General features: G+C 40.9%; 22 protein-coding genes. 17 read left to right on the top strand and 5 right to left on the bottom strand.

Going from position 1 to position 23,453, the window contains the following annotated elements:
• Nucleotide 1: 1 nt before the first annotated feature.
• The 9 genes from cyoB to alr all read left to right on the top strand — a co-directional run bounded on the left by cyoB (nt 2) and on the right by alr (nt 8,264).
• Nucleotides 2-1,993, top strand: coding sequence for a cytochrome o ubiquinol oxidase subunit I (cyoB, locus tag G8D99_RS05705; RefSeq protein WP_166323430.1), 1,992 nt, complete (start codon nt 2-4; stop codon nt 1,991-1,993).
• 4 nt (nt 1,994-1,997) lie between these two features.
• On the top strand, nt 1,998-2,615 hold the full coding sequence (cyoC, locus tag G8D99_RS05700) for a cytochrome o ubiquinol oxidase subunit III (protein WP_166323428.1): 618 nt from the start codon (nt 1,998-2,000) through the stop codon (nt 2,613-2,615).
• Entirely contained in the window at nt 2,612-2,944 is a 333-nt protein-coding gene (gene cyoD, locus G8D99_RS05695; RefSeq protein WP_171522789.1) for a cytochrome o ubiquinol oxidase subunit IV, read from the top strand. Before cyoC ends, cyoD begins: the two co-directional genes overlap by 4 nt.
• 10 nt (nt 2,945-2,954) lie before the next feature.
• Nucleotides 2,955-3,833, top strand: a complete 879-nt coding sequence (cyoE, locus tag G8D99_RS05690) for a heme o synthase (RefSeq protein ID WP_166323424.1) — start codon at nt 2,955-2,957, stop codon at nt 3,831-3,833.
• A 320-nt stretch (nt 3,834-4,153) separates the two neighbouring features.
• Nucleotides 4,154-4,540 carry a 30S ribosomal protein S6 gene (gene rpsF, locus G8D99_RS05685; RefSeq protein ID WP_166323422.1) on the top strand — a complete coding sequence of 129 codons (387 nt, stop codon included), beginning with the start codon at nt 4,154-4,156 and terminating at the stop codon, nt 4,538-4,540.
• Nucleotides 4,541-4,551: 11 nt separating this feature from the next.
• Entirely contained in the window at nt 4,552-4,779 is a 228-nt protein-coding gene (gene rpsR, locus G8D99_RS05680) for a 30S ribosomal protein S18 (RefSeq protein ID WP_004676982.1), read from the top strand.
• Nucleotides 4,780-4,788: 9 nt separating this feature from the next.
• Nucleotides 4,789-5,235 carry a 50S ribosomal protein L9 gene (gene rplI, locus G8D99_RS05675; RefSeq protein ID WP_166323420.1) on the top strand — a complete coding sequence of 149 codons (447 nt, stop codon included), beginning with the start codon at nt 4,789-4,791 and terminating at the stop codon, nt 5,233-5,235.
• 236 nt (nt 5,236-5,471) lie between these two features.
• On the top strand, nt 5,472-6,917 hold the full coding sequence (gene dnaB, locus G8D99_RS05670; protein WP_166323418.1) for a replicative DNA helicase: 1,446 nt from the start codon (nt 5,472-5,474) through the stop codon (nt 6,915-6,917).
• 273 nt (nt 6,918-7,190) lie between these two features.
• Entirely contained in the window at nt 7,191-8,264 is a 1,074-nt protein-coding gene (alr, locus tag G8D99_RS05665; RefSeq protein ID WP_166323416.1) for an alanine racemase, read from the top strand.
• A gap of 97 nt (nt 8,265-8,361) precedes the next feature.
• Here alr and G8D99_RS05660 read toward each other — a convergent pair whose 3' ends face one another.
• The 4 genes from G8D99_RS05660 to G8D99_RS05645 form a co-directional block, all read right to left on the bottom strand.
• On the bottom strand, nt 8,362-9,096 hold the full coding sequence (locus tag G8D99_RS05660; RefSeq protein ID WP_166323414.1) for a proteasome-type protease: 735 nt from the start codon (nt 9,094-9,096) through the stop codon (nt 8,362-8,364).
• A 22-nt stretch (nt 9,097-9,118) separates the two neighbouring features.
• A complete protein-coding gene (locus G8D99_RS05655) occupies nt 9,119-9,898 on the bottom strand; it encodes a transglutaminase family protein (RefSeq protein WP_166323412.1) in 780 nt (259 codons plus the stop codon).
• Nucleotides 9,895-10,497 carry an alpha-E domain-containing protein gene (locus tag G8D99_RS05650; protein ID WP_166323410.1) on the bottom strand — a complete coding sequence of 201 codons (603 nt, stop codon included), beginning with the start codon at nt 10,495-10,497 and terminating at the stop codon, nt 9,895-9,897. The genes G8D99_RS05655 and G8D99_RS05650 overlap by 4 nt, the downstream gene beginning before the upstream one ends.
• 113 nt (nt 10,498-10,610) lie before the next feature.
• Complete coding sequence (locus G8D99_RS05645) at nt 10,611-12,113, bottom strand: circularly permuted type 2 ATP-grasp protein (protein ID WP_406741509.1); 1,503 nt, start codon at nt 12,111-12,113, stop codon at nt 10,611-10,613.
• A gap of 292 nt (nt 12,114-12,405) precedes the next feature.
• Here G8D99_RS05645 and G8D99_RS05640 point away from each other — a divergent pair, with 292 nt between their 5' ends.
• Nucleotides 12,406-13,401: a helix-turn-helix transcriptional regulator gene (locus G8D99_RS05640; RefSeq protein ID WP_227554150.1), complete on the top strand. Its 996-nt coding sequence runs from the start codon at nt 12,406-12,408 to the stop codon at nt 13,399-13,401.
• Nucleotides 13,402-14,029: 628 nt separating this feature from the next.
• Here G8D99_RS05640 and mnmG read toward each other — a convergent pair.
• Nucleotides 14,030-15,913: a tRNA uridine-5-carboxymethylaminomethyl(34) synthesis enzyme MnmG gene (gene mnmG / locus G8D99_RS05635; RefSeq protein ID WP_166323406.1), complete on the bottom strand. Its 1,884-nt coding sequence runs from the start codon at nt 15,911-15,913 to the stop codon at nt 14,030-14,032.
• Nucleotides 15,914-16,169: 256 nt separating this feature from the next.
• On the opposite strand from mnmG, the gene G8D99_RS05630 reads away from it, so the two are divergent.
• The 7 genes from G8D99_RS05630 (at nt 16,170) to purD (ending at nt 23,432) form a co-directional block, all read left to right on the top strand.
• Entirely contained in the window at nt 16,170-16,517 is a 348-nt protein-coding gene (locus G8D99_RS05630; protein ID WP_166323404.1) for a hypothetical protein, read from the top strand.
• 263 nt (nt 16,518-16,780) lie between these two features.
• Entirely contained in the window at nt 16,781-17,662 is an 882-nt protein-coding gene (locus tag G8D99_RS05625) for a bile acid:sodium symporter family protein (protein WP_166323402.1), read from the top strand.
• Nucleotides 17,663-17,901: 239 nt separating this feature from the next.
• The gene (prmA, locus tag G8D99_RS05620; protein ID WP_166323400.1) at nt 17,902-18,804 is read left to right on the top strand and encodes a 50S ribosomal protein L11 methyltransferase; all 903 of its coding nucleotides are present in this window, start codon (nt 17,902-17,904) and stop codon (nt 18,802-18,804) included.
• Nucleotides 18,805-18,825: 21 nt separating this feature from the next.
• Nucleotides 18,826-19,680, top strand: coding sequence for a zinc-ribbon and DUF3426 domain-containing protein (locus G8D99_RS05615; protein WP_166323398.1), 855 nt, complete (start codon nt 18,826-18,828; stop codon nt 19,678-19,680).
• A 370-nt stretch (nt 19,681-20,050) separates the two neighbouring features.
• Complete coding sequence (gene fis, locus G8D99_RS05610; protein ID WP_001086304.1) at nt 20,051-20,320, top strand: DNA-binding transcriptional regulator Fis; 270 nt, start codon at nt 20,051-20,053, stop codon at nt 20,318-20,320.
• A 112-nt stretch (nt 20,321-20,432) separates the two neighbouring features.
• On the top strand, nt 20,433-22,007 hold the full coding sequence (purH, locus tag G8D99_RS05605) for a bifunctional phosphoribosylaminoimidazolecarboxamide formyltransferase/IMP cyclohydrolase (RefSeq protein WP_166323396.1): 1,575 nt from the start codon (nt 20,433-20,435) through the stop codon (nt 22,005-22,007).
• 141 nt (nt 22,008-22,148) lie between these two features.
• Nucleotides 22,149-23,432, top strand: coding sequence for a phosphoribosylamine--glycine ligase (purD, locus tag G8D99_RS05600; RefSeq protein WP_166323394.1), 1,284 nt, complete (start codon nt 22,149-22,151; stop codon nt 23,430-23,432).
• The last annotated feature ends 21 nt before the right edge of the window (nt 23,433-23,453 follow it).

The following is a 23,453-nucleotide window of genomic DNA, read 5'->3' as shown; positions in this document are numbered from 1 at the left end:
CATGAGTTTCTTATTAGGTAAGTTAGGTCCAGAAGCAATTCCGCACGATCCAATCGTGTTGGTAACTGTTGCCATGATGATCTTAGGTGGTATCGCCGTTGTTGGTGCGATCACTTATTTCAAAAAATGGAACTACCTTTGGACTGAATGGTTTACCTCTGTAGACCATAAAAAAATTGGTATCATGTATCTATTGGTATCGACAATCATGCTTGTGCGTGGTTTTGCCGATGCGATTATGATGCGTTTACAACTTTTCCTCGCTAAAGGCGGCGGTGAAGGTTACTTACACCCTGAACATTACGACCAGATCTTCACAGCACACGGTGTGATCATGATCTTCTTCGTGGCGATGGGTCTTGTTGTTGGCTTAATGAACATCGCTGTACCTTTACAGATCGGTGCTCGTGACGTTGCATTCCCATTATTAAACTCTTTGAGCTTCTGGTTATTCGCCGGTGCTGCAGGCTTAATGATGGCTTCACTCGCAATTGGTGAATTCGCTGCAACTGGTTGGATGGCTTACCCGCCTCTATCAGGTATCGAATACTCTCCAGGTGCAGGTGTTGACTACTATATCTGGGCACTTCAGGTTTCAGGTTTAGGTACGCTTTTAACAGGTGTTAACTTCTTCGTTACCATCATCAAAATGCGTGCACCTGGTATGAAACTTATGGATATGCCGATCTTTACGTGGACATCTTTATGTGCTGCGATTCTGATCATTGCATCATTCCCAGTGTTAACAGCTACAATTGCAATGTTAACGGTTGACCGCTACTTCGGTTTCCATTTCTTCACAAACGACTTAGGCGGTAGCCCAATGTTGTACGTGAACTTGATTTGGACTTGGGGTCACCCAGAAGTTTACATCTTGGTATTACCAGCATTTGGTATTTTCTCAGAAGTCACTTCAGTGTTCTCTCGCAAAACATTGTTCGGCTACAAATCAATGGTTTATGCAACTATCGCAATTACTGTACTTGCGTTCGTTGTATGGGTTCACCATTTCTTCACTATGGGTTCAGGTGCCAACGTTAACTCGTTCTTCGGTATCATGACCATGGTTATTGCGATTCCTACTGGTGTGAAAATCTTCTCTTGGTTGTTCACTATGTACAAGGGTCGTATTACATTCACATCTCCAATGTACTGGACTATCGGTTTCCTTGTAACTTTCGGTATCGGTGGTTTAACAGGTGTGTTGATGGCTATGCCACCAGCGGACTTCTTGGTACATAACTCATTGTTCTTGATTGCCCACTTCCATAACGTAATTATTGGTGGTGTAGTATTCGCAATGTTCGCAGGTATCACTTTCTACTGGCCAAAAATGTTTGGTTGGAAATTGAGTGAATTCTGGGGCAAAGCATGCTTCTGGTTCTGGTTCTTCGGTTTCTACTTTGCGTTCATGCCACTTTATATCCTTGGTTTCATGGGTATGACTCGTCGTTTGAACTCTTACAACAACCCTGATTGGGACCCGTACCTAGCGATCGCTTTGTTCGGTGCTGTATTGGTTGCTTGTGGTATTGCTTCTTTCATCCTTCAAATCGTAGTTGGTTACTTACAACGCGACAAACACTTGGATGTTACAGGTGATGCTTGGGATGGTCGTACGCTTGAATGGGCGACTTCATCTCCTGCTCCGTTCTATAACTTTGCTGTACTTCCACAAGCTGACGGTATCGACCGCTTCTGGACAGACAAAGAGAATGGTGTTGCGTATGCACGTCCAACGCATTATGAAGACGTTCACATGCCAACAAACCGTGCTGCTGGTATCGTATTAGGCTTAGTTATCACTGTAATGGGCTTTGCGTTAATCTGGCATATTTGGTGGTTAGTCGTTGTTTCATTCGCTGCTTCAATCATCACTTTCATTGTTTCTTCTTTCACTAAGAAAGTGGACTACTATGTACCAGCTGCTGAAGTTGAACGTATTGAAAACGAACGCTATGCGATCCTTGAAAAACATTTGAAGAAGGACTAAGGATATGACTGAAGTACTTCATCACGAAAGCCACGGACATGATGATCATCATCACGATGATACTGACATCACAGTCTTCGGTTTTTGGGTTTACTTGATGAGTGACTTGATTTTATTCGGTACACTCTTCATCGCTTTCGCTGTTTTAAGCAGCCATATTCCTGCGGGAACACCAAGTCCACATGATCTTTTCAGTGAGTCTTTAGGTTTCGTTTTAACTGAAACTTTTGCTCTCTTGATTTCATCTGTAACTTTTGGTTTCGCAGTACTTGCTTCTTACAAAAAGAATGTTGGTCAAGTGTTAGCTTGGTTAGCAATCACATTTGTATTCGGTGCATCATTCATCGGTATGGAACTTTATGAGTTCTCTCATTTAGTTCACGAAGGCCATGGCCCAAGCCACAGTGCGTTCTTATCTGCGTTCTTTACCTTAGTTGGTACGCACGGTATTCACGTAACATCTGGTTTGGTGTGGATGATCGTGTTAATGATTCAAATCAAGAAAAATGGTTTGACGCTTCCTAACACTCGTCGTCTAGCTTGCTTAAGCTTGTTCTGGCACTTCCTTGACATCGTTTGGATCTGCGTATTCAGCGTAGTCTACTTGATGGGAGTATTATAATGAGTCACGATCATAATGCTGCTGGTGCTTCACACGGTACTGTGAAGCAATACACTGTAGGTTTTATTCTTTCAGTATTGTTGACTGTAGTTCCTTTCTACATGGCAATGCATGCTGATAGTTTCAGCCGTGGTGCGATTGTTGCAGTGATTGCAATTACCGCTGTTGCTCAGGTTCTTGTTCAATTAGTTTTCTTCTTGCACATGAACTCATCTTCTGAACAACGTTGGAACGTGGTCGCGTTTATTTATACAATTCTTACTATTGCTGTTCTATTAGTGGGTTCTGTATGGATCATGAATTACCTACACTCTAATATGATGATCTAATCAGCTCATCATGTTAAAAAAATATTTATTCCTGACTAAGCCAGGGATTCTATTTGGTAACTTCGTTACCACTTTGGGTGGCTATTTCTTAGCCACCCAAGGCTCTATAGATCTCCTTCTCCTCTTTATCACCCTACTCGGAACAACACTGGTTGTTGCTTCAGGTTGTGTTGTCAACAATGTGATCGACCAAGATATCGACCATAAAATGCAACGCACACGAAACCGGGCTTTAGTAAAAAAAACCATTAAACCCTCCGTTGCCTTAGTATTCGCTTTAGTGCTGGGTGTTTTAGGATTTGCTTTACTTTGGTTCCTCGTTAATGCTTATGCTGTTTTATTTGCATTGATTGGTTTTGTGGTTTATGTGGTTTTCTACAGTCTTTGGACCAAGAGAACAACAATTCACCAAACTGTTGTAGGCAGCATTTCAGGTGCAAGTCCACCTGTCATTGGTTATGTCGCTGTTGCAGAACAGTTTGATGTAGCTGCATTACTTATTTTTATCGGATACGCTTTATGGCAAATGCCACATTCATGGGCCATTGCAATTTATCGTTTTGATGATTATAAAAATGCGGGTGTCCCGATTTTACCCGTGGCACGTTCAGTTTTACGCACAAAAATCGAATCATTGATTTATGTCGTATTGTTTACCATTTGCATGAATTTACTTTTTGTATTTGGTTATACCCATTGGTTCTATTTAGTGATTTTAAATGCACTCTGTATTTATTGGTTATATTTGAGTGTGATTGGTTTCAAAGCAGAGAATGATCAAATCTGGGCAAAACGTTATTTCCTTTTCTCAGTCACTTTGATTACCGTGTTAAGCATAAGCTTCTTCTTTATTGCTTTATCTCCTGCTCCGCAATTGCCAATTTTTTAAAAAGATAGAGTTCAACTCTATCTTTTTTGTTTTTCACTTCTTACAAATAATCTAAGCAAAACCCCTCCCTGCTTTCTTCACTTTATTTCTCTCAGTCATTTACTTACTTTATGTAAGAAAGACATTTTTAATTAATTCTAAAACCTTAAATTCTTCTTGGAATTCGCCTGACATTCCTTGTAATTTTCAAGCAAAGTGCCTAGAATACAGCTTCGCAATTTTTTGCGACACAATGATCTGGTCTTTTAGGCTTTTTGAATTGTGACTCCTTGCTTCTAACATTTAAGTTAGGGGCTGCATAAAACCGTAAGGAGCTGACAATGCGTCACTACGAAATCGTAATTCTGGTACACCCAGACCAAAGCGATCAAGTTGTGGGAATGGTAGAACGCTACATTTCTCACATCAAAGATGCTGAAGGTCAAATTCACCGTCTTGAAGATTGGGGCCGTCGCCAATTGGCTTACCCAATCAACAAAATTCACAAAGCGCATTACATTCTAATGAACGTAGAATGTAACCAAACTACGCTTAATGAATTAGAAGAATTATTCCGTTACAACGATGCTATCCTTCGTAACGTTATTATTCGTCGTGAGAACGCAATCACTGAAGAGTCATTGCTTGCTAAAAGTGCTGAAGAAAAGCGTGCGCGTAAAGCTCAACGTGAAGAAGCACAACAAACTCAAGACTCTGCTGAAGCTTAAGGAGAACCTACATGGCACGTTTTTACCGTCGTCGCAAGTTCTGCCGCTTTACAGCTGAGAAAGTTGCGTACATCGACTACAAAGATATCGATACTTTAAAACAGTACATCACTGAAAACGGCAAAATTGTTCCTAGCCGTATCACTGGTACTAAAGCTCGTTACCAACGTCAATTAGCGCTTGCGATTAAACAAGCTCGCTACTTAGCGTTGATTCCTTACACTGACAATCATAAGTGAGGTTGAGCTGTGGATATTATTTTATTACAACGCATTAAAAACCTTGGTAAATTAGGCGATAAAGTTTCAGTTAAAGCTGGTTACGGCCGTAACTTCCTTATCCCTCAAGGTAAAGCAGTAGCTGCTACTGAAGCAAACACTGCTGCATTCGAAGCTCGTCGTGCAGAACTTGAGAAAGCTGAAGCTGAAGTTTTAGCTGCTGCTCAAGCACGTGCTGACCAGTTGAACGAAGTAAATATCGTGATCACTGCTAAATCTGGTGATGAAGGTAAATTATTCGGTTCAATCGGTACACGTGACATCGCTGACGCGTTGACAAATGCTGGTCTTGAAGTTGACCGTGCAGAAGTTCGTTTACCGAACGGTGCACTTCGTCACACTGGCGAATTCAACATCGCAATCCAATTGCACCACGATGTTGCTGCAGAAGTTCTTGTTACTATCGTAGCAGAGTAATTTTTGTAGAAAAGAGAGCATGCTTTTGCATGCTCTTTTTTTATCTTTAAAATTTGATCGAGCGTAATATTTTTATTTTTAAACTCAGCATTTTTTGAGTTGGCTATTATTTTTAGCGATTTTTATTTGTAATATCTCCTCTCCAACTGATATTTCAGTTATGCTCTTAATCTCTCTAGATTAAACCCATCAGTTTTAACTGATCGTTTCAGTTTTATTAAAAATCAAGGTCTTATATGTCACAGGCGACTGCCACTGCGAAATCTAACAACTTTAATGCTGACGCTAAAAAAAATGATGCAGCATCATTAAAAGAATTCCGCACGCCTCCGCATAACTTGTCGATTGAACAAGCGGTTTTGGCGGCACTCATGACCGTTGCTGAATCTTATGAGCAAGTCAGTGATATTTTGTCTGAAAATGATTTTTATGCGACACGTCATAAATACATCTATCGTGCCATTGAAAAATTGGCACAAGAAAATTCACCTTATGATGCGGTATTAGTAAACGATTGGCTGATCAAGCAAAATTTGCTCGATGCCATTGGTGGTGAAGAGTATTTAATGCAATTGATGGCAGACTCCCCTGCCAGCTTCTATAACTTAGAAACCTATGCCACCAAAATTCGTGAATTTGCCACGCTTCGCAACATGATCAAAGTCGGCAATGAAATTTTGCAAAATGCCTATGACACCAAAGGTCGTGAAGTCAGTGAAATTTTAGATCTAGCCGAAACCAATATTTTCTCTATTGCAGAACAACATAATAATAACGCCAAAGCACAAGGTCCTAAGCCGATCAGTAGCGTGACAGCGGATCTGATCACTAAACTCGATGAGCTTTCTCAGCTTGAAGGCAGTATTACTGGTCTAAGTACAGGTTTCGTAGAACTAGACAATAAAACCTCTGGAATGCAAGCCGGTGACATGATTATTGTCGCAGCCCGTCCATCCATGGGTAAAACTACCCTAGCTATGAACTTGGTCGAAAGTGTTCTGTTTAATAGCAATCTACCTGCATTGGTTTTCTCTATGGAAATGCCTGCAGACTCGATTGCGATGCGTTTGATTTCATCGTGGGGACGTGTCCATCAAGGACATTTGCGTTCAGGTAAAATGGATGGAGATGAATGGTCTAAAGTTACTGGCACCATTCTACAACTCCAAGAAAAACACCTATATATCGATGACTCCTCGGCATTACCTCCAACGGAAATGCGCGCACGTGCACGTCGTATTGCCAAACAACATGGGGGCAAACTCGGTTGTATCATGGTCGATTACTTACAGTTGATGAAAGTACCGGGCATGGGCGATAACCGTGTTGGTGAGATTGGTGAAATTTCTCGAAGTTTAAAAGCCTTGGCCAAAGAAATGCAGTGCCCTGTCATCGCCTTATCACAGCTCAACCGTTCTTTGGAAAATCGTCCCAATAAACGCCCTGTAATGTCTGACTTACGTGAATCTGGTGCCATCGAGCAGGATGCCGATTTGATCATGTTTATTTACCGTGATGAAGTCTATAACAAAGAATCCAAAGAAGCCGGCACAGCAGAAGTCATCATCGGTAAACAGCGTAATGGCCCGATTGGTACAGTACGCTTGGCATTTGAAGGTCAATATACGCGTTTTAGTAACCTATCACCTGAATACTATGCCCAGTACGATGATGAAGAATAATACTGATGGGCTTTATAAGCATGTAAAAATGGACTGATTGGGTCCATTTTTTATGTGCAGTGGAAATTTAATGCACTATAAAAATGCTAAATTAGATAAAATTTTCAAAACTTAGAAATAGAATCAATCAAGCATGTTTATTTGCCAAACATCGGCATACAATACTCCGCTATCCATCCAGTTCAATTCAGACTGATGATTTTATTTCAAATTAGTCTGATGTTTTAGATGAAGTTTCATGCATGATATTTCATTAACCACGGGAGTCACTCGGTGCGCCAAGCTACAGTTTATATTGATCATCAAGCCCTTCAATATAATTTAAATCGTGTTAAACAACTTGCCCCTCAAGCCAAAATCGTCAGCATGGTCAAAGCCAATGCCTATGGTCATGGTGTCGCAGATTGCTTGGGCGGATTAAGCGCAACGGATGCTTTTGGTGTAGCGTGCTTGGAAGAAGCCTTAGAGATTCGTGAACTGGGTTATCATCAACCGATTACCCTGATTGAAGGGGTATTTTCTGAAGATGAAATGCAAGTTGCGGTTGACCAAAATATCGAAGTGGTGGTGCATCATCAGCAGCAAGTCGATTGGCTACGCACTCACAAAAATGCCTATGTCGGTAAAAACCTTAAAGTATGGGTCAAACTCAACAGCGGTATGAACCGTTTAGGCTTTAAAGTGCCTGAAATTATTGAAGTCATTAACAGCTTAAAAGCTGAAGGCTTTACTTGCGTACTTGCCATGCATTTTGCCAATGCCGATGCTGAACAGCATCCATTGAATGAACAACAAAAACAGCAGTTTCTACAGGTCAAAGAAGCTTGTGCCCCTGTGCTGGCCTCATGCTGTAACTCGGCTGCCCTCTTTAAATGGCCTGAACTGAATTTCGATTTTGTACGCCCGGGCATTATGCTTTACGGTGCATCACCTTTTGCCGACAAATCTGTCAAAGAACTTGATCTCAAGCCAGTCATGACTTTTGAAGCTGAAATTATTGCTTTAAACACCATTCAAGCCGGCGAAAGTGTCGGATATGGCTCTCATTTTGTTGCAGATCAAGCAATGCAATTGGCGATTGTCTCCATTGGCTATGGTGACGGTTACCCACGTGCGTTCCCGAAACAAAATTATGTGGCAATGGATGGTCAATTGACCCGTGTGATTGGTCGTGTAGCGATGGATATGATCGCAATTGATGTATCAGGCTTGAATGCCTCGTTGGGCACTAAAGTTGAGCTTTGGGGCAATACCCGTTTGGTGGATGACGTTGCAGAAGCCAATGGAACCATTGGTTATGAACTGTTATGTCGTTTAAGCAATCGTCCTCAACGCAAACAAATTTAATTCACTCTTCTCATTAATCAAAAAGCCCAATCAAATTGGGCTTTTTCTTTAAAAATATGTCTATTTGTTATATTCAAGGCATTTAGATAATCTTTGCTTATTGCCAATAATCTTCTGTAGGGTCAGGTAAAGTATTTAAACCTTGTCTGAGTATATCTGACCATTCACGACTGATGTGATTAAAATACGGGTCTTGTTCATAGATCCTTTTACCTTTCGGAAATGCAAAACTGTCTTTTTTATAGATGATCGCATCCAAAGGCATTCCCACAGAAACATTGGATCTTAAGGTCGAATCAAAAGACACCAAACCATAACGCAGTGCATCTGAAAGTGAAGTGTCATAACGCAAAGCCCGATCTAAAATCGGTTTGCCATACTTACTTTCACCAATTTGAAAGAACGGCGTGTCATCTGTGGCGCTAATAAAATTTCCTTGCGGGTAAATATTATACAACTGCATTTCTTCACCACGAATTTGACCACCCACCAACAAACTACAGTAATAATTACTTTGTTCTTGTTGATCTGCTGTCACATCTGCAATGACGCGTTTTAAAGTATGTCCAACCAACTCTGCCAACTCGAACATGTTGTTCACGCTATACAGATTAGGCTCTTGTCTTAAATCCAGTTGATTCTTAAGGTGTCCAATGACCGCCTGTGTTGTTGCCAAATTTCCAGACGTTTGAATCGTAATAAAGCGCTCACCTTCGACTGCAAAGGTATACAGTTTACGAAATACAGAAATATGATCGACGCCTGCATTGGTTCGAGTATCACTAATAAATACCAAACCGTCTTTCAAACGCATTGCACAACAATAAGTCATTAAACACCCTTCATTTATTTTTTTAACATGGCAGTACCTGCACAATCGAACTCATGCTCTCAATACCACCTTTTTCACGAACCCCTCTTACAGGTGCAACATCCCAATAATCACGCCCAATTGCAACATAAATGTGTGAACTAGGCGTATAGAGTTGATTACTAATGTCAAAACTATGCCATTTATGATCTAAGAATACTTCAGCCCAAGCATGGCTTGCCAAATGGCTACTATCCGGTACATATAAATACCCAGAAGCATAACGTGCCGGTATCCCTAAAGCTTTGCACATGCCGATAAACACATGACTATGGTCTTGGCATACCCCTTGTTGCTGATGAAAGGCATCAACTGCCTTGGTATGTACGTCTGTGGTATAGCTAATATACGGCATACGCTGAATTAAAGCTTCTGAAAGCTTGACCAAATTGGCATGACTAATGTCAGGAACATAAGTCTGGGCAAATGCCCGCATTTCTGCATCGCATTGGGTACTCTCGGTATTTTGTAAGAAAATCTGAGGCAGAAGATCTAAATCAATCGCATATTGAGTATGTGGGTTAATTTCCACTATACCTTGCGCCATGATGGTCATATTCTGGTAGGCATAACGCTGTGTACTGGTCAGCCAAATATTCTGAAACGCATCCAATTGCGACTGCGTTTGACCCGGCACACTCACTCCCCAGGTCAACACCGCTTGGTGCGCGTTGGTTTGAGGCGTCATTTTGATATATTGGACACTATTTTTCGCCCAATCGGTATATTGATAGTGGGTTTGATGATTAATCATCAATTTCATGCAGCCACCTCAAACAGGTACTGAACTTGATCATGCAACTGATAAAAGCTATTACTGTTCGGATGCTGAATCAAATGTTGCCATGCTTCATCTACACTGTCCCAACCTTTAGCTTTGAGCATCTCAATCAAGCCTGACAGAGACTGCATGGTTTTTTCAATATCATGGTTGAGACGAATCTGACGGTCTAAATTTTCAAACAACTGACCTAAGCTATAAAACAAAAAGATATCTTCATTTTCGGCTTCAAGTACATCACTGCATTCGTCGACCACTGTACAGATATAACCGGCATTGGCATTTGCGGTATCAATCATCTGCTTTAATTCGCAGTAGGCTTTAATCGACAGTACACCACGCAGGTCTTGAATATTGTTTTTGACATATTGAAATTGTTGATGGAATGATGCCGGTTGCTCAGGGTTCAGTACCAATTCATTTAAAGATGAGGCATTAAACGCCGGCAAACAAAATGCATGTGAATATTGGTTGGCTTCTTCATCGGTTTGAAATGGAAATTGCCCGCACAGATATTGAATACGTGCCAGATAACGTCCAACCCAGTAAATATTTTGCGCATTACTATTTAATATAATCATGCCATCCTCCTGGTGTTTCAAAAATATTCTAATAAATATAAAAATGTTTCAAAAATGCTCGGAAATTAAAGCTTTTAAAGCTTTGATTTCACATCGAGTCTTTAAATCCTGAATTAAGAGTGCAAAGCATCAATAATCCATGTGTCTTTAATACCACCACCCTGTGAAGAGTTGACCACCAAAGAGCCTGGTTGCATCGCCACCCGTGTTAGTCCACCGGGCACAATTTCCGTTCTAAATGGCGAACTCAGCACAAAAGGTCTAAGGTCAATATGACGTTCACCTAAACCGGTTTCAGTGAGTGTTGGTGCAACTGAAAGGGCTAAGGTCGGCTGTGCAATGTAATGATGTGGATTTTTGAGGAGTTTGATTTTAAATGCATCGATTTCTTGCTCCGATGCTTGAGGTCCAATCAACATACCATATCCACCCGAACCTTGGGCTTCTTTTACCACCAATTGATCTAAATTTTGAACCACATAGTCCAATTGATCGGCTTGACGACATTGATAAGTCGGAACATTGTGTAGAATGGGTTTTTCACCCAAATAGAATTCGATCATCTGATCAACATAAGGATAAATTGATTTGTCATCTGCGACACCCGTACCTGGTGCATTGGCAATCACTACATTATGATTTAAATAAGCCGACATTAAACCTGCAACACCTAAGGTACTGTCTGGTTTAAAACACAATGGGTCAATAAAAACATCATCCAATCGCTTATAAATTACATCAACTTGCTTCTTGCCCCATACTGTTTTTACATAAACCTTGTTGTTCTCAACAAAAAGGTCACTTCCTGTCACAAGAGGTACATCCATTTCCCTTGCTAAAAAACAATGTTCATAAAATGCACTGTTATAGCGACCTGGGGTGAGCACAACAATAAAAGGATTATCCACGTAGGCATTTTCTTCTAAGATTTCTTTTAATAGCTTAGGGTATTGCTCTATGCCTAAAAGTTGATTTTTTTGGCACAGTTCAGGCATCAGCTTTTCACTAATCTTTCGACTTTCCAACATATAAGACACACCTGATGGTGTTCTTAAATTATCTTCAAGCACATAAAATTCGCCTTTCTTGTCTCGAACAATGTCGATTCCACTGATTTGACTATAAATTTTTCCTTTCAAATCATGTTTATACATTAAAGGTTGATAAGCCTCATGACTCAGTACTTGTTCAGCAGGAATAATGTTCTCTTTTAAAATCGCTTGATCATGATAGATATCATCGAGGAACAAATTCAGTGCACGCACCCTTTGTGAGCATCCTTGCTCCATTTTATTCCACTGTTGTTTTGCGATGACGCGTGGAATTAAATCAAAGGGAATAATTCGATCAGTGCCTTCCGCTTCACCATACATGGCAAAAGTAATCCCTTGATATAAAAAATGTTCTTTGGCTTGATGATTCAGTGCCTTTAATTCATCTAGACTGTGCTGACATAGCCATGCTTCAATTTTCTTTGAAGCCTCATTACATATCGCTTCATCATCCAACATTTCATTAAAAAACTCGGATTTTAATTGATCAAATAAGTATGCAGTACTGTTGTGTTTCACTTCGATATCTAATGATTTTTCAAATGCTTGGGTATTATTTTCCATGCTCAAATTATTTATTACCGAAGTTGTATCTTGATCTTCTTTAAGCATACTAACCTCTGATTTGTTATCAATTGTAAGTGTAGGTAGCAAGTTTAATGCCAAATTAAAAATCATTGGCTGTATGGCTATTAATACTCAGAAGTTCAGCCAATTCAATGGCCGAAGTTAGAATTAAATCAACTAAGTTGTTTCCAAATATAGAAAAAGAAACGCAAGCGATGCTTGCTTATCTAAGCGAGTTTTTTTATTGTGATCGAGTCACTTATTTTAATTTTTCGTTGTTCATACATTTATGTCATCACAAGAAAAAGAAACCTCGAATAGCCTCTATCGACAGTGGCAAATTCTTTCACGTCTGTCCACTGGGAAATGGATGGGCACACGTGAACTTCAAGAAACCCTTGAACGTGAAGGTATTGAAATCAGTTTACGTACGATTCAACGTGACTTAAACCAAATTTCACAACGCTTTCCGATCGAAAGCAATAAAACTGTTCCTCAAGGTTGGCGCTGGCGCTCAGATGCTCCGATTCAAAGCCTACCGCATATGACCAGCTCACAAGCGGTTACCTTTATGATGGTGGAAGAACATTTAAAACATCTGCTTCCACCGAGCCTGATTGAAGAAATGAATCCGTGGTTTGATTTGGCACGGCGGAGCTTATCCACCCAAAACAATGTGCGGCAATGGATCAATCGGGTTCGCATTGTACCGGCCAGCCAACCGCTGATTCCTCCTGTGGTCGAGAAAGCGGCACAACAAGCGATTTATGAAGGTTTATTACAAGACAAGCAAATTGAATGTGTCTATCGCGCACGAGGACCATTGGGTGAAGACCGCAGTTATATTTTAAATCCATTGGCTTTGGTGCAAAAAGGCTCGATCATTTATTTGATCTGTACCCGTCATGATAAAACCGAAGTGCAAACCTTTGCTTTACATCGCTTTAAATCTGCCCATGTGCTGGACAGTCGTGCCTTACATCCGGTGAATTTCGATATTGATGAATATATCGACTCAGGTGCACTCGGCTTTCGTGTTGATTTTAATCAACCCACAGAAATGGTTGATCTTGAATTGATTATGAATGAAGCAGATGCCTTATATTTCACTGAAAGTCAGCTCAGTAAAGAACAGACCATTACTCAAATTTCAGAAGAGCTCTTTAAAGTCAGCGCTTCTGTGCCTTTTACCTCTCAGTTGGTGTGGTGGCTGAGAAGTTTTGGGAAAAAGATTATTCGCATTGAGCCTGTAAATGTATTTAATGCGGTGCATGAGATCGAATAATATTTTAAATGTAGCTTTGTATTCATATAGCGTCATCTTTTCAGAGCCTCAAATAGCACATTCTATCCACTCTCGTTTGGATGAATGACTCGACAAAAAAATAGAGCCATCAAGGGCTCTTTGTAGATTTTTTAGAATTGTTATTTTAATAGGCGATGTTGTTCTTATTGGATGAGATTTATCTACATTGCATTCAATCCAGCCCCGAGTAGCCATTGGACTAAATGGCAATGTAGACATCGTTTGGAGATCATGTTGTCGCATATTTAACTGCAGCATGCGAGATCATATCCATTATAACGAATCGATTTCATCGTCATGGCATCTTCCTCTTGGTTGTTGGTGTAGAGTCACTTTAAGCTTATTCAAAAAAAATGTGAAATACACTTTTTTGCAGCTTAAATCTGATTCTTTCATTAGGAAGGATTTGGCTTTGTTTATATGCTTTTAAAATAAATTAAGCATTCAGTCATCTAGATTGGTTTTCTCTTCTGTAGATAGTACGATTCGCCGATCTATTCGCTGGCAACATTCACCGATAACTGGGTTGATCATTTGTTTCTGATTGGACTTATTTTCATCATAAAAAAAGCCCGCATTATGCGGGCTTTTCTAAATGCTTAAAGGATTAAGCAGATTTTTTAGCTGCGGCAGCATTTTTACGAATAGTGATCATCACCAATTGTACTGCGGCTGGCGTTACACCCGGAATACGGCTGGCTTGCGCCAAAGTCTCAGGGCGAATGTCTTTCAATTTCAAAGTAATTTCACGAGAAAGACCTGAAACGATGTCATAATCGAAATCTACAGGAATACGAGTCTCCTCCAAACGCTTCATTTGTGCAACGTCTTCATGCTGACGGTTGATATAACCGGCATATTTCACTGCAATTTCAATTTGCTCACCGACAAATGGCGTAACTTCAGAATCAGTCAATTCAGCAATTTGAGCGAAGTTCACATTTGGACGTTTTAATAAGTCGATTGCAGTGGTTTCTTTGCTTAAATCACCACCCGTTAACTCTACGAATTTTTTACCCAATGGATTGTTTGGCGCAGCCCATAGATGTTGCAGACGACCCGTTTCTTTCTCTACGGCTTCCATTTTTTCGCAGTAAGACGCCCAACGCTCGTCATCCACCAAGCCCATTTCACGACCAATTGGCGTTAAACGCTGATCCGCATTGTCTTCACGAAGCATCAAACGATATTCCGCACGTGAAGTGAACATGCGGTAAGGTTCTTTAGTCCCGAGTGTAATTAAGTCATCAACCAATACACCCATGTACGCTTCATCACGTTTAGGTGTCCATTGTTCTTGATCCCATGCACGGCGTGCAGCATTTAAACCTGCCAATAAGCCTTGTGCACCTGCTTCTTCATAACCGGTTGTCCCGTTAATCTGACCTGCAAAGTACAAGTTATTAATCGCTTTAGTTTCTAAAGAGAACTTCAAGGCTTGTGGGTTGAAGTAATCATACTCGATTGCATAACCCGGACGAAGAATGTGCGCATTCTCCATCCCTTTCATTGAACGAACCAATTCAAACTGCACGTCAAATGGAAGCGACGTTGAAATACCATTTGGATAAAGCTCGTGTGTATCTAAACCTTCTGGTTCCAAAAAGATTTGATGTGAGTCTTTATCGGCAAAACGGTGAATTTTGTCTTCAATGGATGGGCAGTAACGTGGACCAACGCCTTCAATCACACCTGTATACATCGGAGAGCGGTCTAAACCACCACGGATAATGTCATGGGTACGTTCATTGGTATGCGTAATGTAGCAATTGACTTGCTCAGGATGCATCGACACATCGCCCATGAATGACATGGTTGGAGATGGGAAGTCACCCGGTTGCGCCGTCATCACTGAAAAATCCACTGAACGTGCATCAATACGCGGTGGTGTACCTGTTTTTAAACGACCCACAGGCAGTTTAAGTTCACGTAAACGTGCTGCAAGTGAAATCGAAGGAGGATCTCCAGCACGACCACCTGAAGAATTGTTTAAACCGACGTGGATCACGCCACCGAGGAATGTACCAGCAGTAAGCACAACCGTTTTCGCATCAAAGCGAATCCCCATTTGGGTCACAACACCTTTTACGGTATCGCCTTCCACAATTAGGTCATCTGCTGCTTGTTGGAAAATATCCAAATTCGCTTGATTTTCTAAGGTATGACGAATGGCAGCTTTAAAACGTACACGGTCAGCCTGCGCGCGCGTTGCACGAACCGCAGCACCTTTACGTGAGTTTAAAATACGGAATTGAATACCGCCTTTGTCGGCAGCCAATGCCATTGCACCGCCTAAAGCATCAATTTCACGTACCAAATGTGATTTACCAATACCACCGATCGCTGGGTTACAGCTCATCTGCCCCAAAGTCTCAATGTTATGAGTTAAAAGCAATGTCTGACGACCCATACGCGCTGCAGCCAATGCCGCTTCCGTACCTGCGTGACCGCCACCGATAACAATGACATCGTAAACTTTAGGATAATGCATAGTGGTAATTAGGAGATAAAATGAATGACTTAAAATTATAACAAATTTTGAGATTGAGGAGACAGATTCTCAGATTTTTATTCATTGTTGAATTGGGCATAATAATTTACACGCAAAAAATGAAAATGTGTATAAAATTTGCACATTTATATATAAATTTCACAATCAAAAATGAATCCTTACAGCAAGCCAACTTAACAAATAAACAGAAAAGTTTAGTCTGAAATGAGCTAAGTTCACGCTATAGGGATACAACATGAAAAATAAAATTCTATTAAGTGCGTTTTTATGTAGCATGGGTTTGAGTACTGTTGGTTTTGCCAACGATAAGGTGGAAAGCACCTATAACGCCAAACAATATCAACAAGTCTGTAAAGGCAAATCCGAAGGTGCGGAAGTCAGCTTTGCTTATCGCGGTATTATTTGGAATGGGACATGTCAAACCCAGTTTTTCCCAACGGTCACCAAAGGCTTAAAAGGCGATGAAGCAGAATTACGCTCTGTCTGCGCAAGTGATGCAGCCGCGAAAACAGCCAGCATAGGTGGTCAGGAATATAAAGGTAAATGTGCACTCGGCTATGCACCACCGATGCCTAAATCCTAATTTTTAAGCTTGCCGATATTACTTCAGCACCTTTATCCATCTAAAAACTGTTAACCGATGTTATAGATCGATCAGCAATCCATTCAAAGCCTTGCATTTGAGTGGATTGCTTTTTTTATATCTAAAATTGCGTATTTATTCAGCACAATCAAAAACATTCAGCTATATTAAAAATGTGGATTTCGATCACATGCTTTAAAACAATAAATACGTTCACAGCGACTGAACGCCGAATTTAAATAAACTCATTCAGGAAGAATGTTATGGATAGCGGGATGATTACCATTATATTGCCCTTGGCATTAGCCATTATCATGATTGGTTTAGGGCTTGAACTGACCCCAAACGACTTTAAGCGAGTTAGCAAACACCCCAAAGCAGTCTTAATTGCTTTGTTCTGTCAGTTGTTCTTATTGGTGGGGATCGCCTACCTGTTATGTAAATTGTTTGCATTACCGCCCTTGCTTGCGGTCGGACTGATGTTATTGGCAGCCTCCCCTGGGGGCAGTACAGCCAATCTGTTCAGTTACTTATTTAAGGGTGACTTAGCCTTAAATATTAGCTTAACCGCCATCAATTCGGTGGTCGCTGCATTTACCCTGCCTTTGATTATGAATTTTGCCATTTATCACTTTATGAATGAGGGGCAACAGATTTCACTTCAGTTCAGTAAAATCATGCAAGTGTTTGGGATTATTTTGATTCCCGTTGCGATTGGTATGCTGATTCGTCATTTTGCCCCACATTTTACTGAGAAATTGAATAAGCCATTACGTATATTCTCAGTACTATTTTTAGTGCTGATTATTGTAGGTGCGATTTTAAAAGAACGTGCTCATATCATGGAGTATTTCGCACAAGTGGGTATGGCAACTGCCATTTTTTGTATCTGTAGCTTATTGGTCGGCTATTGTGTACCACGGTTCTTTGGCATTAATAGTGCACAAGCGCGTGCCTGTGCCTTTGAAATTGGCATTCACAACAGTACCTTGGCCATGACCATTGCTCTTACCGTTATGGCGAGTTCAACCGTCGCCATGCCTGCTGCGGTGTATTCGATCTTTATGTATATCTTCGCTGCGCTATTTGGTTTGATGCTTAATCGCTACATGCCTTTTCCTTTGGAAGCACAGCATAGTGATTGATTAAACTAGTGATTGATTGAAATGAGGCATGATGCATTACATTTGTTCAATCTATCTATGCCCACACTGATGAAGATAAAGGATGCGCTATGCATCCTTTATCTTCAACTATGGATCATGATGTTGAGGACACTGTATCTTGACCCTGCTTATTTAAAGTCGATTTACTGAAAATGAAGCGTATTTGCCACGCTTCGGCTACAATACTGCCTTTATACGTATAGATTTAGGTTATTCCTGTGAAGTGGTTACAAATTCATATTACGGTTGAAAAGTCACAAGTTGATTTTACTGAAACGCTTTTAGAATCTTTAGGCGCAGTGAGCGTGACTTTAGATGATGCTGAAAATCAAGATTTGCTTGAGCCTCTTCCAGGGGAAACGCCACTTTGGAATAAAGTGATTGTGACCGGTATTTATGCCCAAGAAGATGATGAGCACATTGATGTTGCAGCATTAGAAACTTTTATTCGCACGCAATTACCAACAGAACCAATGCGCAGTGAGTTCATGGAAGACCAAGAATGGGAACGCACTTGGATGGATGCCTATGAACCGATTCAAATTGGTGAAAAATACTGGATCGTCCCTGAATGGATGCAGCCACCTGAAGCAGATGCGGTGAATATCAAACTTGATCCAGGTTTGGCGTTTGGTACCGGTAACCATGCTTCGACTTTCCTTTGCCTACAATGGCTCGGTCAAACCGATGTGAAAGACAAAATCGTGATTGACTATGGTTGTGGTTCAGGCATTTTAGGTGTGGCTGCCCTGCTTTTAGGTGCAAAGAAAGTCTATGCCACAGACATTGACCCACAAGCGGTGTTGGCGACCCAACAAAATGCTGAACTGAATGGCGTTTTAGACAACCTTTATGTTGGCTTACCTGAAGAGTTTAATGCTGAACTCGGTGATATTAAAGCTGACGTGTTTGTGGCTAACATTTTGGCAGGTCCGCTGATGGCGCTTGCGGCTGACTTCTCAACTTTGATTAAATCTGAGGGTGAGTTCGCACTTGCAGGTGTAATTGAAGAGCAAGTTGATGATGTTTCTAATGTTTATGCCGAATTTTTTGATATATTAGCGGTTGAAAAACGTGACCAGAACTGGTGCCGTATTTCAGGAAAACGCCATAAAATTTAAAAAAGAGTTAAATTCTGAACTATGAGTGAAAAACAGACCCGCTGCCCAAACTGTTCTACGATCTATAAAGTCACCGTGACTCAATTGACTGTAGCGCAAGGCATGGTGTGTTGTCCAAAGTGTTCTGCTGAATTTAATGCATTGTTGAATCTGAATCAGATCAAAGATGATCAGGTTCAACAGCCCCCTCTAGGGCGGATCTTTGATCAAGCGCCGATGGTGATGCAAGACTACTCTGCTGAACAGCATGTCTTAGATATTTTTCAGCGCAAGCCTGAAAGCTCTAATATCAATTTAAGAACCTATTTAAACAACCTGAATACCTTTACTAACGATCCTGTTACCCAATTCCCCGCGCTGAACCTCGCTTCAGGTCAACATCATACCGATGGTAAATTTTCAAAAAAGACCGTGCTGTATTATGGCACGTGGTCATTGGTGAATTTAACGCTGGTCTTTCTGCTGATTTTCCAAGTGCTTTGGTTCAATCCACAACTATTAGAACGTCATCCTTTGTTAAATGCCGCGTTTATCCAAACCTGTCATGCCTTTAACTGTGAAACCTTAGATGAACGTTATACCCATATCAAACCTGAACAAATCACATTGGCTAGAAAAGGCAGTGATCAAACTGAGTTTAAAGGGGTACTTGTGAATCACTATAAGAAAGGTTTAGAACTGCCTTTAATTAAGGTAAGCTTAATGAAGCAAAATAAAGTCATTCACTCTATGATCAAATCACCCAGTGAATATTTGATTGAAAGTTTACATGGCATTACCAGAATTCCAACTGAAAGCCCTTTTAAATTCCATTTTTTTATCAATACCCCTCGAAATTCATTTGATAGTTACAAAATAGAAGTAATCCGTCCTTAGGATTGAAAAAACCTATTAAAAAAAGCAAAAAAATGTAGTTTTCTTGCTCACTTTTTTTTTCAGAATGGTATGATACGCCCCACGAAAGCTTTGCCATATCGACTTCTCGCATTATTTCTAAAAAATAACATCTAACTTCTGCGCTTGATTCAAAAATTGTGCGCATCAGGTTTTATTTTTTTTAAATAGGGGCTGTAACAAATATTAATCTATTGTTACGGTTAAATTTCGCGCAATTGTCGCAGTTGTGGCAAGCTAAAGTTCTTGTTTTAGAGCCAACCGTTTTAGTATTTAAAACGGAGCTAATTTTTTATTTTTTGACCACATTTATCACTTTATCCTAGTGATATTGATTTTCGGATTAACTCGCATGAATAGCAAATCTCCTATTTTTACTGCACAATCTGATGTTGCTCTTCGTATTCACGTAGATCGCGCAGTTCGCCATTATTTTGCACAATTGCAAGGCGAGCAGCCATCTCAAGTTTACGACATGGTGCTAGCAGAAATGGAGAAACCTCTTTTATCTGTAGTGTTAGAATACACGCGTGGTAATCAGACACGTGCTGCTGAGATCCTCGGACTCAACCGTGGTACCTTACGTAAAAAGTTGAAAGCTCACGGTTTAATGAGTGAATAAATGATAAAATGCTTGCGTTGAACGCAGGCATTTTTTTTGACCTGAATTTAATACATTGTTTTAATCTGTTCCTTTTGTTTTATTTTGTTTCTTAAAAACTGTGACGAAGATCATGACTATTAAACGCGCTTTAATCTCTGTTTCTGACAAAACTGGTATTGTTGAATTTGCCCAGAACCTGGTTGCTCTAGGGGTAGAAATTTTATCAACTGGCGGTACATATAAATTGTTGAAAGACAATAATGTCGCTGTTGTTGAAGTTTCAGAGCACACAGGTTTCCCAGAGATGATGGACGGCCGTGTAAAAACACTACATCCTAAAATTCATGGTGGAATTTTAGCGCGTCGTGGATTAGACGAAGCTGTAATGGCTGAACACAACATCGATGCCATTGATTTGGTTGTTGTGAATTTATATCCATTTGCTGCGACTGTAGCAAAACCAAACTGTTCACTTGCAGATGCCATTGAAAATATCGACATCGGTGGTCCAACTATGGTTCGTGCTGCGGCAAAGAACCATGCTTCTGTGGGTATTGTTGTGAATGCATCTGACTATGCAACCGTGATTGCTGAGCTGAAAGCTGAGGGTGCTTTATCTCATGCAACACGTTTTGACCTTGCAGTTAAAGCATTTGAACATACAGCTCAATATGACGGCATGATCGCCTCTTACTTAGGCGCTCGCGTAGGTAAGGAAGAAGGTCAAGCTGATAAATTTGCACGTACATTCAATACACAATTGAATAAAGCACAAGATTTACGTTACGGTGAAAATCCGCATCAATCTGCTGCGTTCTATGTAGACCCTGCTGCAACTGAAGCGTCTGTTTCAACAGCGAAGCAGTTACAAGGGAAAGAACTCTCTTATAACAATATTGCCGATACAGACGCAGCACTTGAATGCGTGAAATCATTTGCGAAGCCTGCTTGTGTCATCGTTAAACATGCGAACCCATGTGGTGTTGCGGTGTCTCTAGACGGCATTAAAGCGGCGTATGACCTTGCCTATGCAACCGATCCTGAATCTGCATTCGGCGGTATCATTGCATTCAACCGTGAATTAGACGTTGCAACAGCGCAAGCGATTGTAGACCGTCAATTCGTTGAAGTGATCATTGCGCCAAGTATTGCTGATGGCGTACTTGAAGTGACTGGCGCGAAGAAAAACGTGCGTGTACTGGTATGTGGTGAACTTCCGAAGATTGACGAACGTGCCGCACAACTTGACTACAAACGTGTAAACGGCGGTTTGTTAGTACAAGACCAAGACTTAGGCATGATCAAAGCATCTGACCTAAAAGTGGTAACGAAACGCGCGCCAACTGAACAAGAAATCGATGACATGATCTTCGCTTGGAAAGTGGCGAAATACGTGAAGTCTAACGCGATTGTGTATGCGAAAAACCGTCAAACCATTGGTGTGGGTGCAGGTCAAATGAGCCGTGTCAACTCTGCTCGTATCGCTGCAATCAAAGCTGAACATGCAGGTCTTGTGGTTGAAGGTGCGGTAATGGCATCTGATGCATTCTTCCCATTCCGTGATGGTATTGATAACGCTGCGAAAGCAGGTATCAAATGCATTATTCAACCGGGTGGTTCTATGCGTGATGAAGAAACAATTGCTGCAGCCGATGAAGCTGGTATTGCAATGGTCTTCACTGGTATGCGTCATTTCCGCCACTAAGTTGTAAAACTTAAAATAAGCCCTCCTTTTGATAAAGGGGGGTTTATTATGTCTGTATTGATTTGCATCTTAATTTAAGATGTTAGTGATTTTTAAGCCGAATTCGGCATTGGGATTTCATTTTCGAGGGTTATTCTAAAGATGAACATTTTAGTTTTGGGTAGTGGCGGTCGTGAGCATGCATTGGCGTGGAAAATCGCACAAGACGATCAAGTAACAAAAGTTTTTGTTGCGCCAGGTAATGCAGGTACTGCAACTGAAAATAAATGTGAAAATGTCGCTTTAGACATTCTCGACAACCTTGCCATTATTGATTTTGCCAAAAATAATGCAGTCGAATTAATCATTGTCGGCCCTGAAGCACCACTTGTAAACGGTGTTGTGGATGCTTGTCGTGAAGCAGGTGTAAAAATTTGGGGGCCAACCCAATTTGCTGCACAGCTTGAAGGCTCTAAAGCATTTGCGAAACACTTCTTAAAACGCCATAACATTCCAACCGCTTTCTATGACGTGTTCACAGAAGTCCATGCCGCTAAAGCATTTGTTGAGATAAATGGCGCGCCGATCGTGATTAAGGCTGACGGTCTTGCTGCTGGTAAAGGCGTGATCGTGGCGATGACGAATCAAGAAGCATTCGATGCAATTGATGACATGTTGGCAGGCAACAAATTTGGCGATGCAGGTTCACGTGTTGTAATTGAAGAGTTCCTTGCTGGTGAAGAAGCCTCTTTCATTTGTATGATTGATGGCGACAACATTTTGCCAATGGCAACTTCGCAAGATCACAAACGTATCTTTGAAGGCGACCAAGGTCCAAACACGGGTGGTATGGGTGCATACTCTCCTGCGCCTGTGGTGACTGCAGACGTATTTGAAAAAACCATGAATGAAGTGATGCGTCCTACCGTTGAAGGTATGAAAAAAGATGGTCATATTTATACAGGTTTCTTATACGCAGGTTTGATGATTGACGACAAAGGTCAACCAAAAGTAATCGAGTTTAACTGTCGTTTTGGCGACCCTGAAACGCAACCGATTATGATGCGTTTAAAATCATCTTTAGTTGATTTAGTTCAAGCAGGTATTGAAGGCAATTTGCCTTCAGAAGCTAAATGGGACGAGCGTAAAACAGTTGGTATCGTACTTGCATCACGTGGTTACCCTGAAACGTCGAGCAATGGTGATGTGATTTCAGGTTTAGACACTGTGATGGCAGATGCGAAAGTATTCCATGCGGGTACGAAAGCCAATGAAAATGGCGATATCGTAACTGCAGGTGGTCGTGTGCTTTGTGTGACTGCTCTAGGTGATACGATTGGTGAAGCACAAGCGAAAGCGTTAGAACTTTGCCAAAAAGTAACATTTGATGGCGTTCAATATCGTAAAGATATTGGTTACCGTGCCATTACGCGTGAAAATGCTTAATCTATATTTTGATTGAGAAAA

Source organism: Acinetobacter lanii, assembly GCF_011578285.1.
Classification (GTDB): Bacteria; Pseudomonadota; Gammaproteobacteria; order Pseudomonadales; family Moraxellaceae; genus Acinetobacter; species Acinetobacter lanii.
Note: the sequence above shows the minus strand (reverse complement) of the source record. Positions and strands in the feature narration are given on the sequence as shown.

Coding starts and splice junctions, on each gene's coding strand:
- cyoB (WP_166323430.1), top strand. CDS start 2: ATGAGTTTCTTATTAGGTAAGTTAGGTCCAGAAGCAATTCCGCACGAT.
- cyoC (WP_166323428.1), top strand. CDS start 1,998: ATGACTGAAGTACTTCATCACGAAAGCCACGGACATGATGATCATCAT.
- cyoE (WP_166323424.1), top strand. CDS start 2,955: ATGTTAAAAAAATATTTATTCCTGACTAAGCCAGGGATTCTATTTGGT.
- rpsF (WP_166323422.1), top strand. CDS start 4,154: ATGCGTCACTACGAAATCGTAATTCTGGTACACCCAGACCAAAGCGAT.
- rpsR (WP_004676982.1), top strand. CDS start 4,552: ATGGCACGTTTTTACCGTCGTCGCAAGTTCTGCCGCTTTACAGCTGAG.
- dnaB (WP_166323418.1), top strand. CDS start 5,472: ATGTCACAGGCGACTGCCACTGCGAAATCTAACAACTTTAATGCTGAC.
- G8D99_RS05660 (WP_166323414.1), bottom strand. CDS start 9,096: ATGACTTATTGTTGTGCAATGCGTTTGAAAGACGGTTTGGTATTTATT.
- G8D99_RS05655 (WP_166323412.1), bottom strand. CDS start 9,898: ATGAAATTGATGATTAATCATCAAACCCACTATCAATATACCGATTGG.
- G8D99_RS05650 (WP_166323410.1), bottom strand. CDS start 10,497: ATGATTATATTAAATAGTAATGCGCAAAATATTTACTGGGTTGGACGT.
- G8D99_RS05645 (WP_406741509.1), bottom strand. CDS start 12,113: ATGGAAAATAATACCCAAGCATTTGAAAAATCATTAGATATCGAAGTG.
- G8D99_RS05640 (WP_227554150.1), top strand. CDS start 12,406: ATGTCATCACAAGAAAAAGAAACCTCGAATAGCCTCTATCGACAGTGG.
- mnmG (WP_166323406.1), bottom strand. CDS start 15,913: ATGCATTATCCTAAAGTTTACGATGTCATTGTTATCGGTGGCGGTCAC.
- G8D99_RS05630 (WP_166323404.1), top strand. CDS start 16,170: ATGAAAAATAAAATTCTATTAAGTGCGTTTTTATGTAGCATGGGTTTG.
- G8D99_RS05625 (WP_166323402.1), top strand. CDS start 16,781: ATGGATAGCGGGATGATTACCATTATATTGCCCTTGGCATTAGCCATT.
- G8D99_RS05615 (WP_166323398.1), top strand. CDS start 18,826: ATGAGTGAAAAACAGACCCGCTGCCCAAACTGTTCTACGATCTATAAA.
- fis (WP_001086304.1), top strand. CDS start 20,051: ATGAATAGCAAATCTCCTATTTTTACTGCACAATCTGATGTTGCTCTT.
- purH (WP_166323396.1), top strand. CDS start 20,433: ATGACTATTAAACGCGCTTTAATCTCTGTTTCTGACAAAACTGGTATT.
- purD (WP_166323394.1), top strand. CDS start 22,149: ATGAACATTTTAGTTTTGGGTAGTGGCGGTCGTGAGCATGCATTGGCG.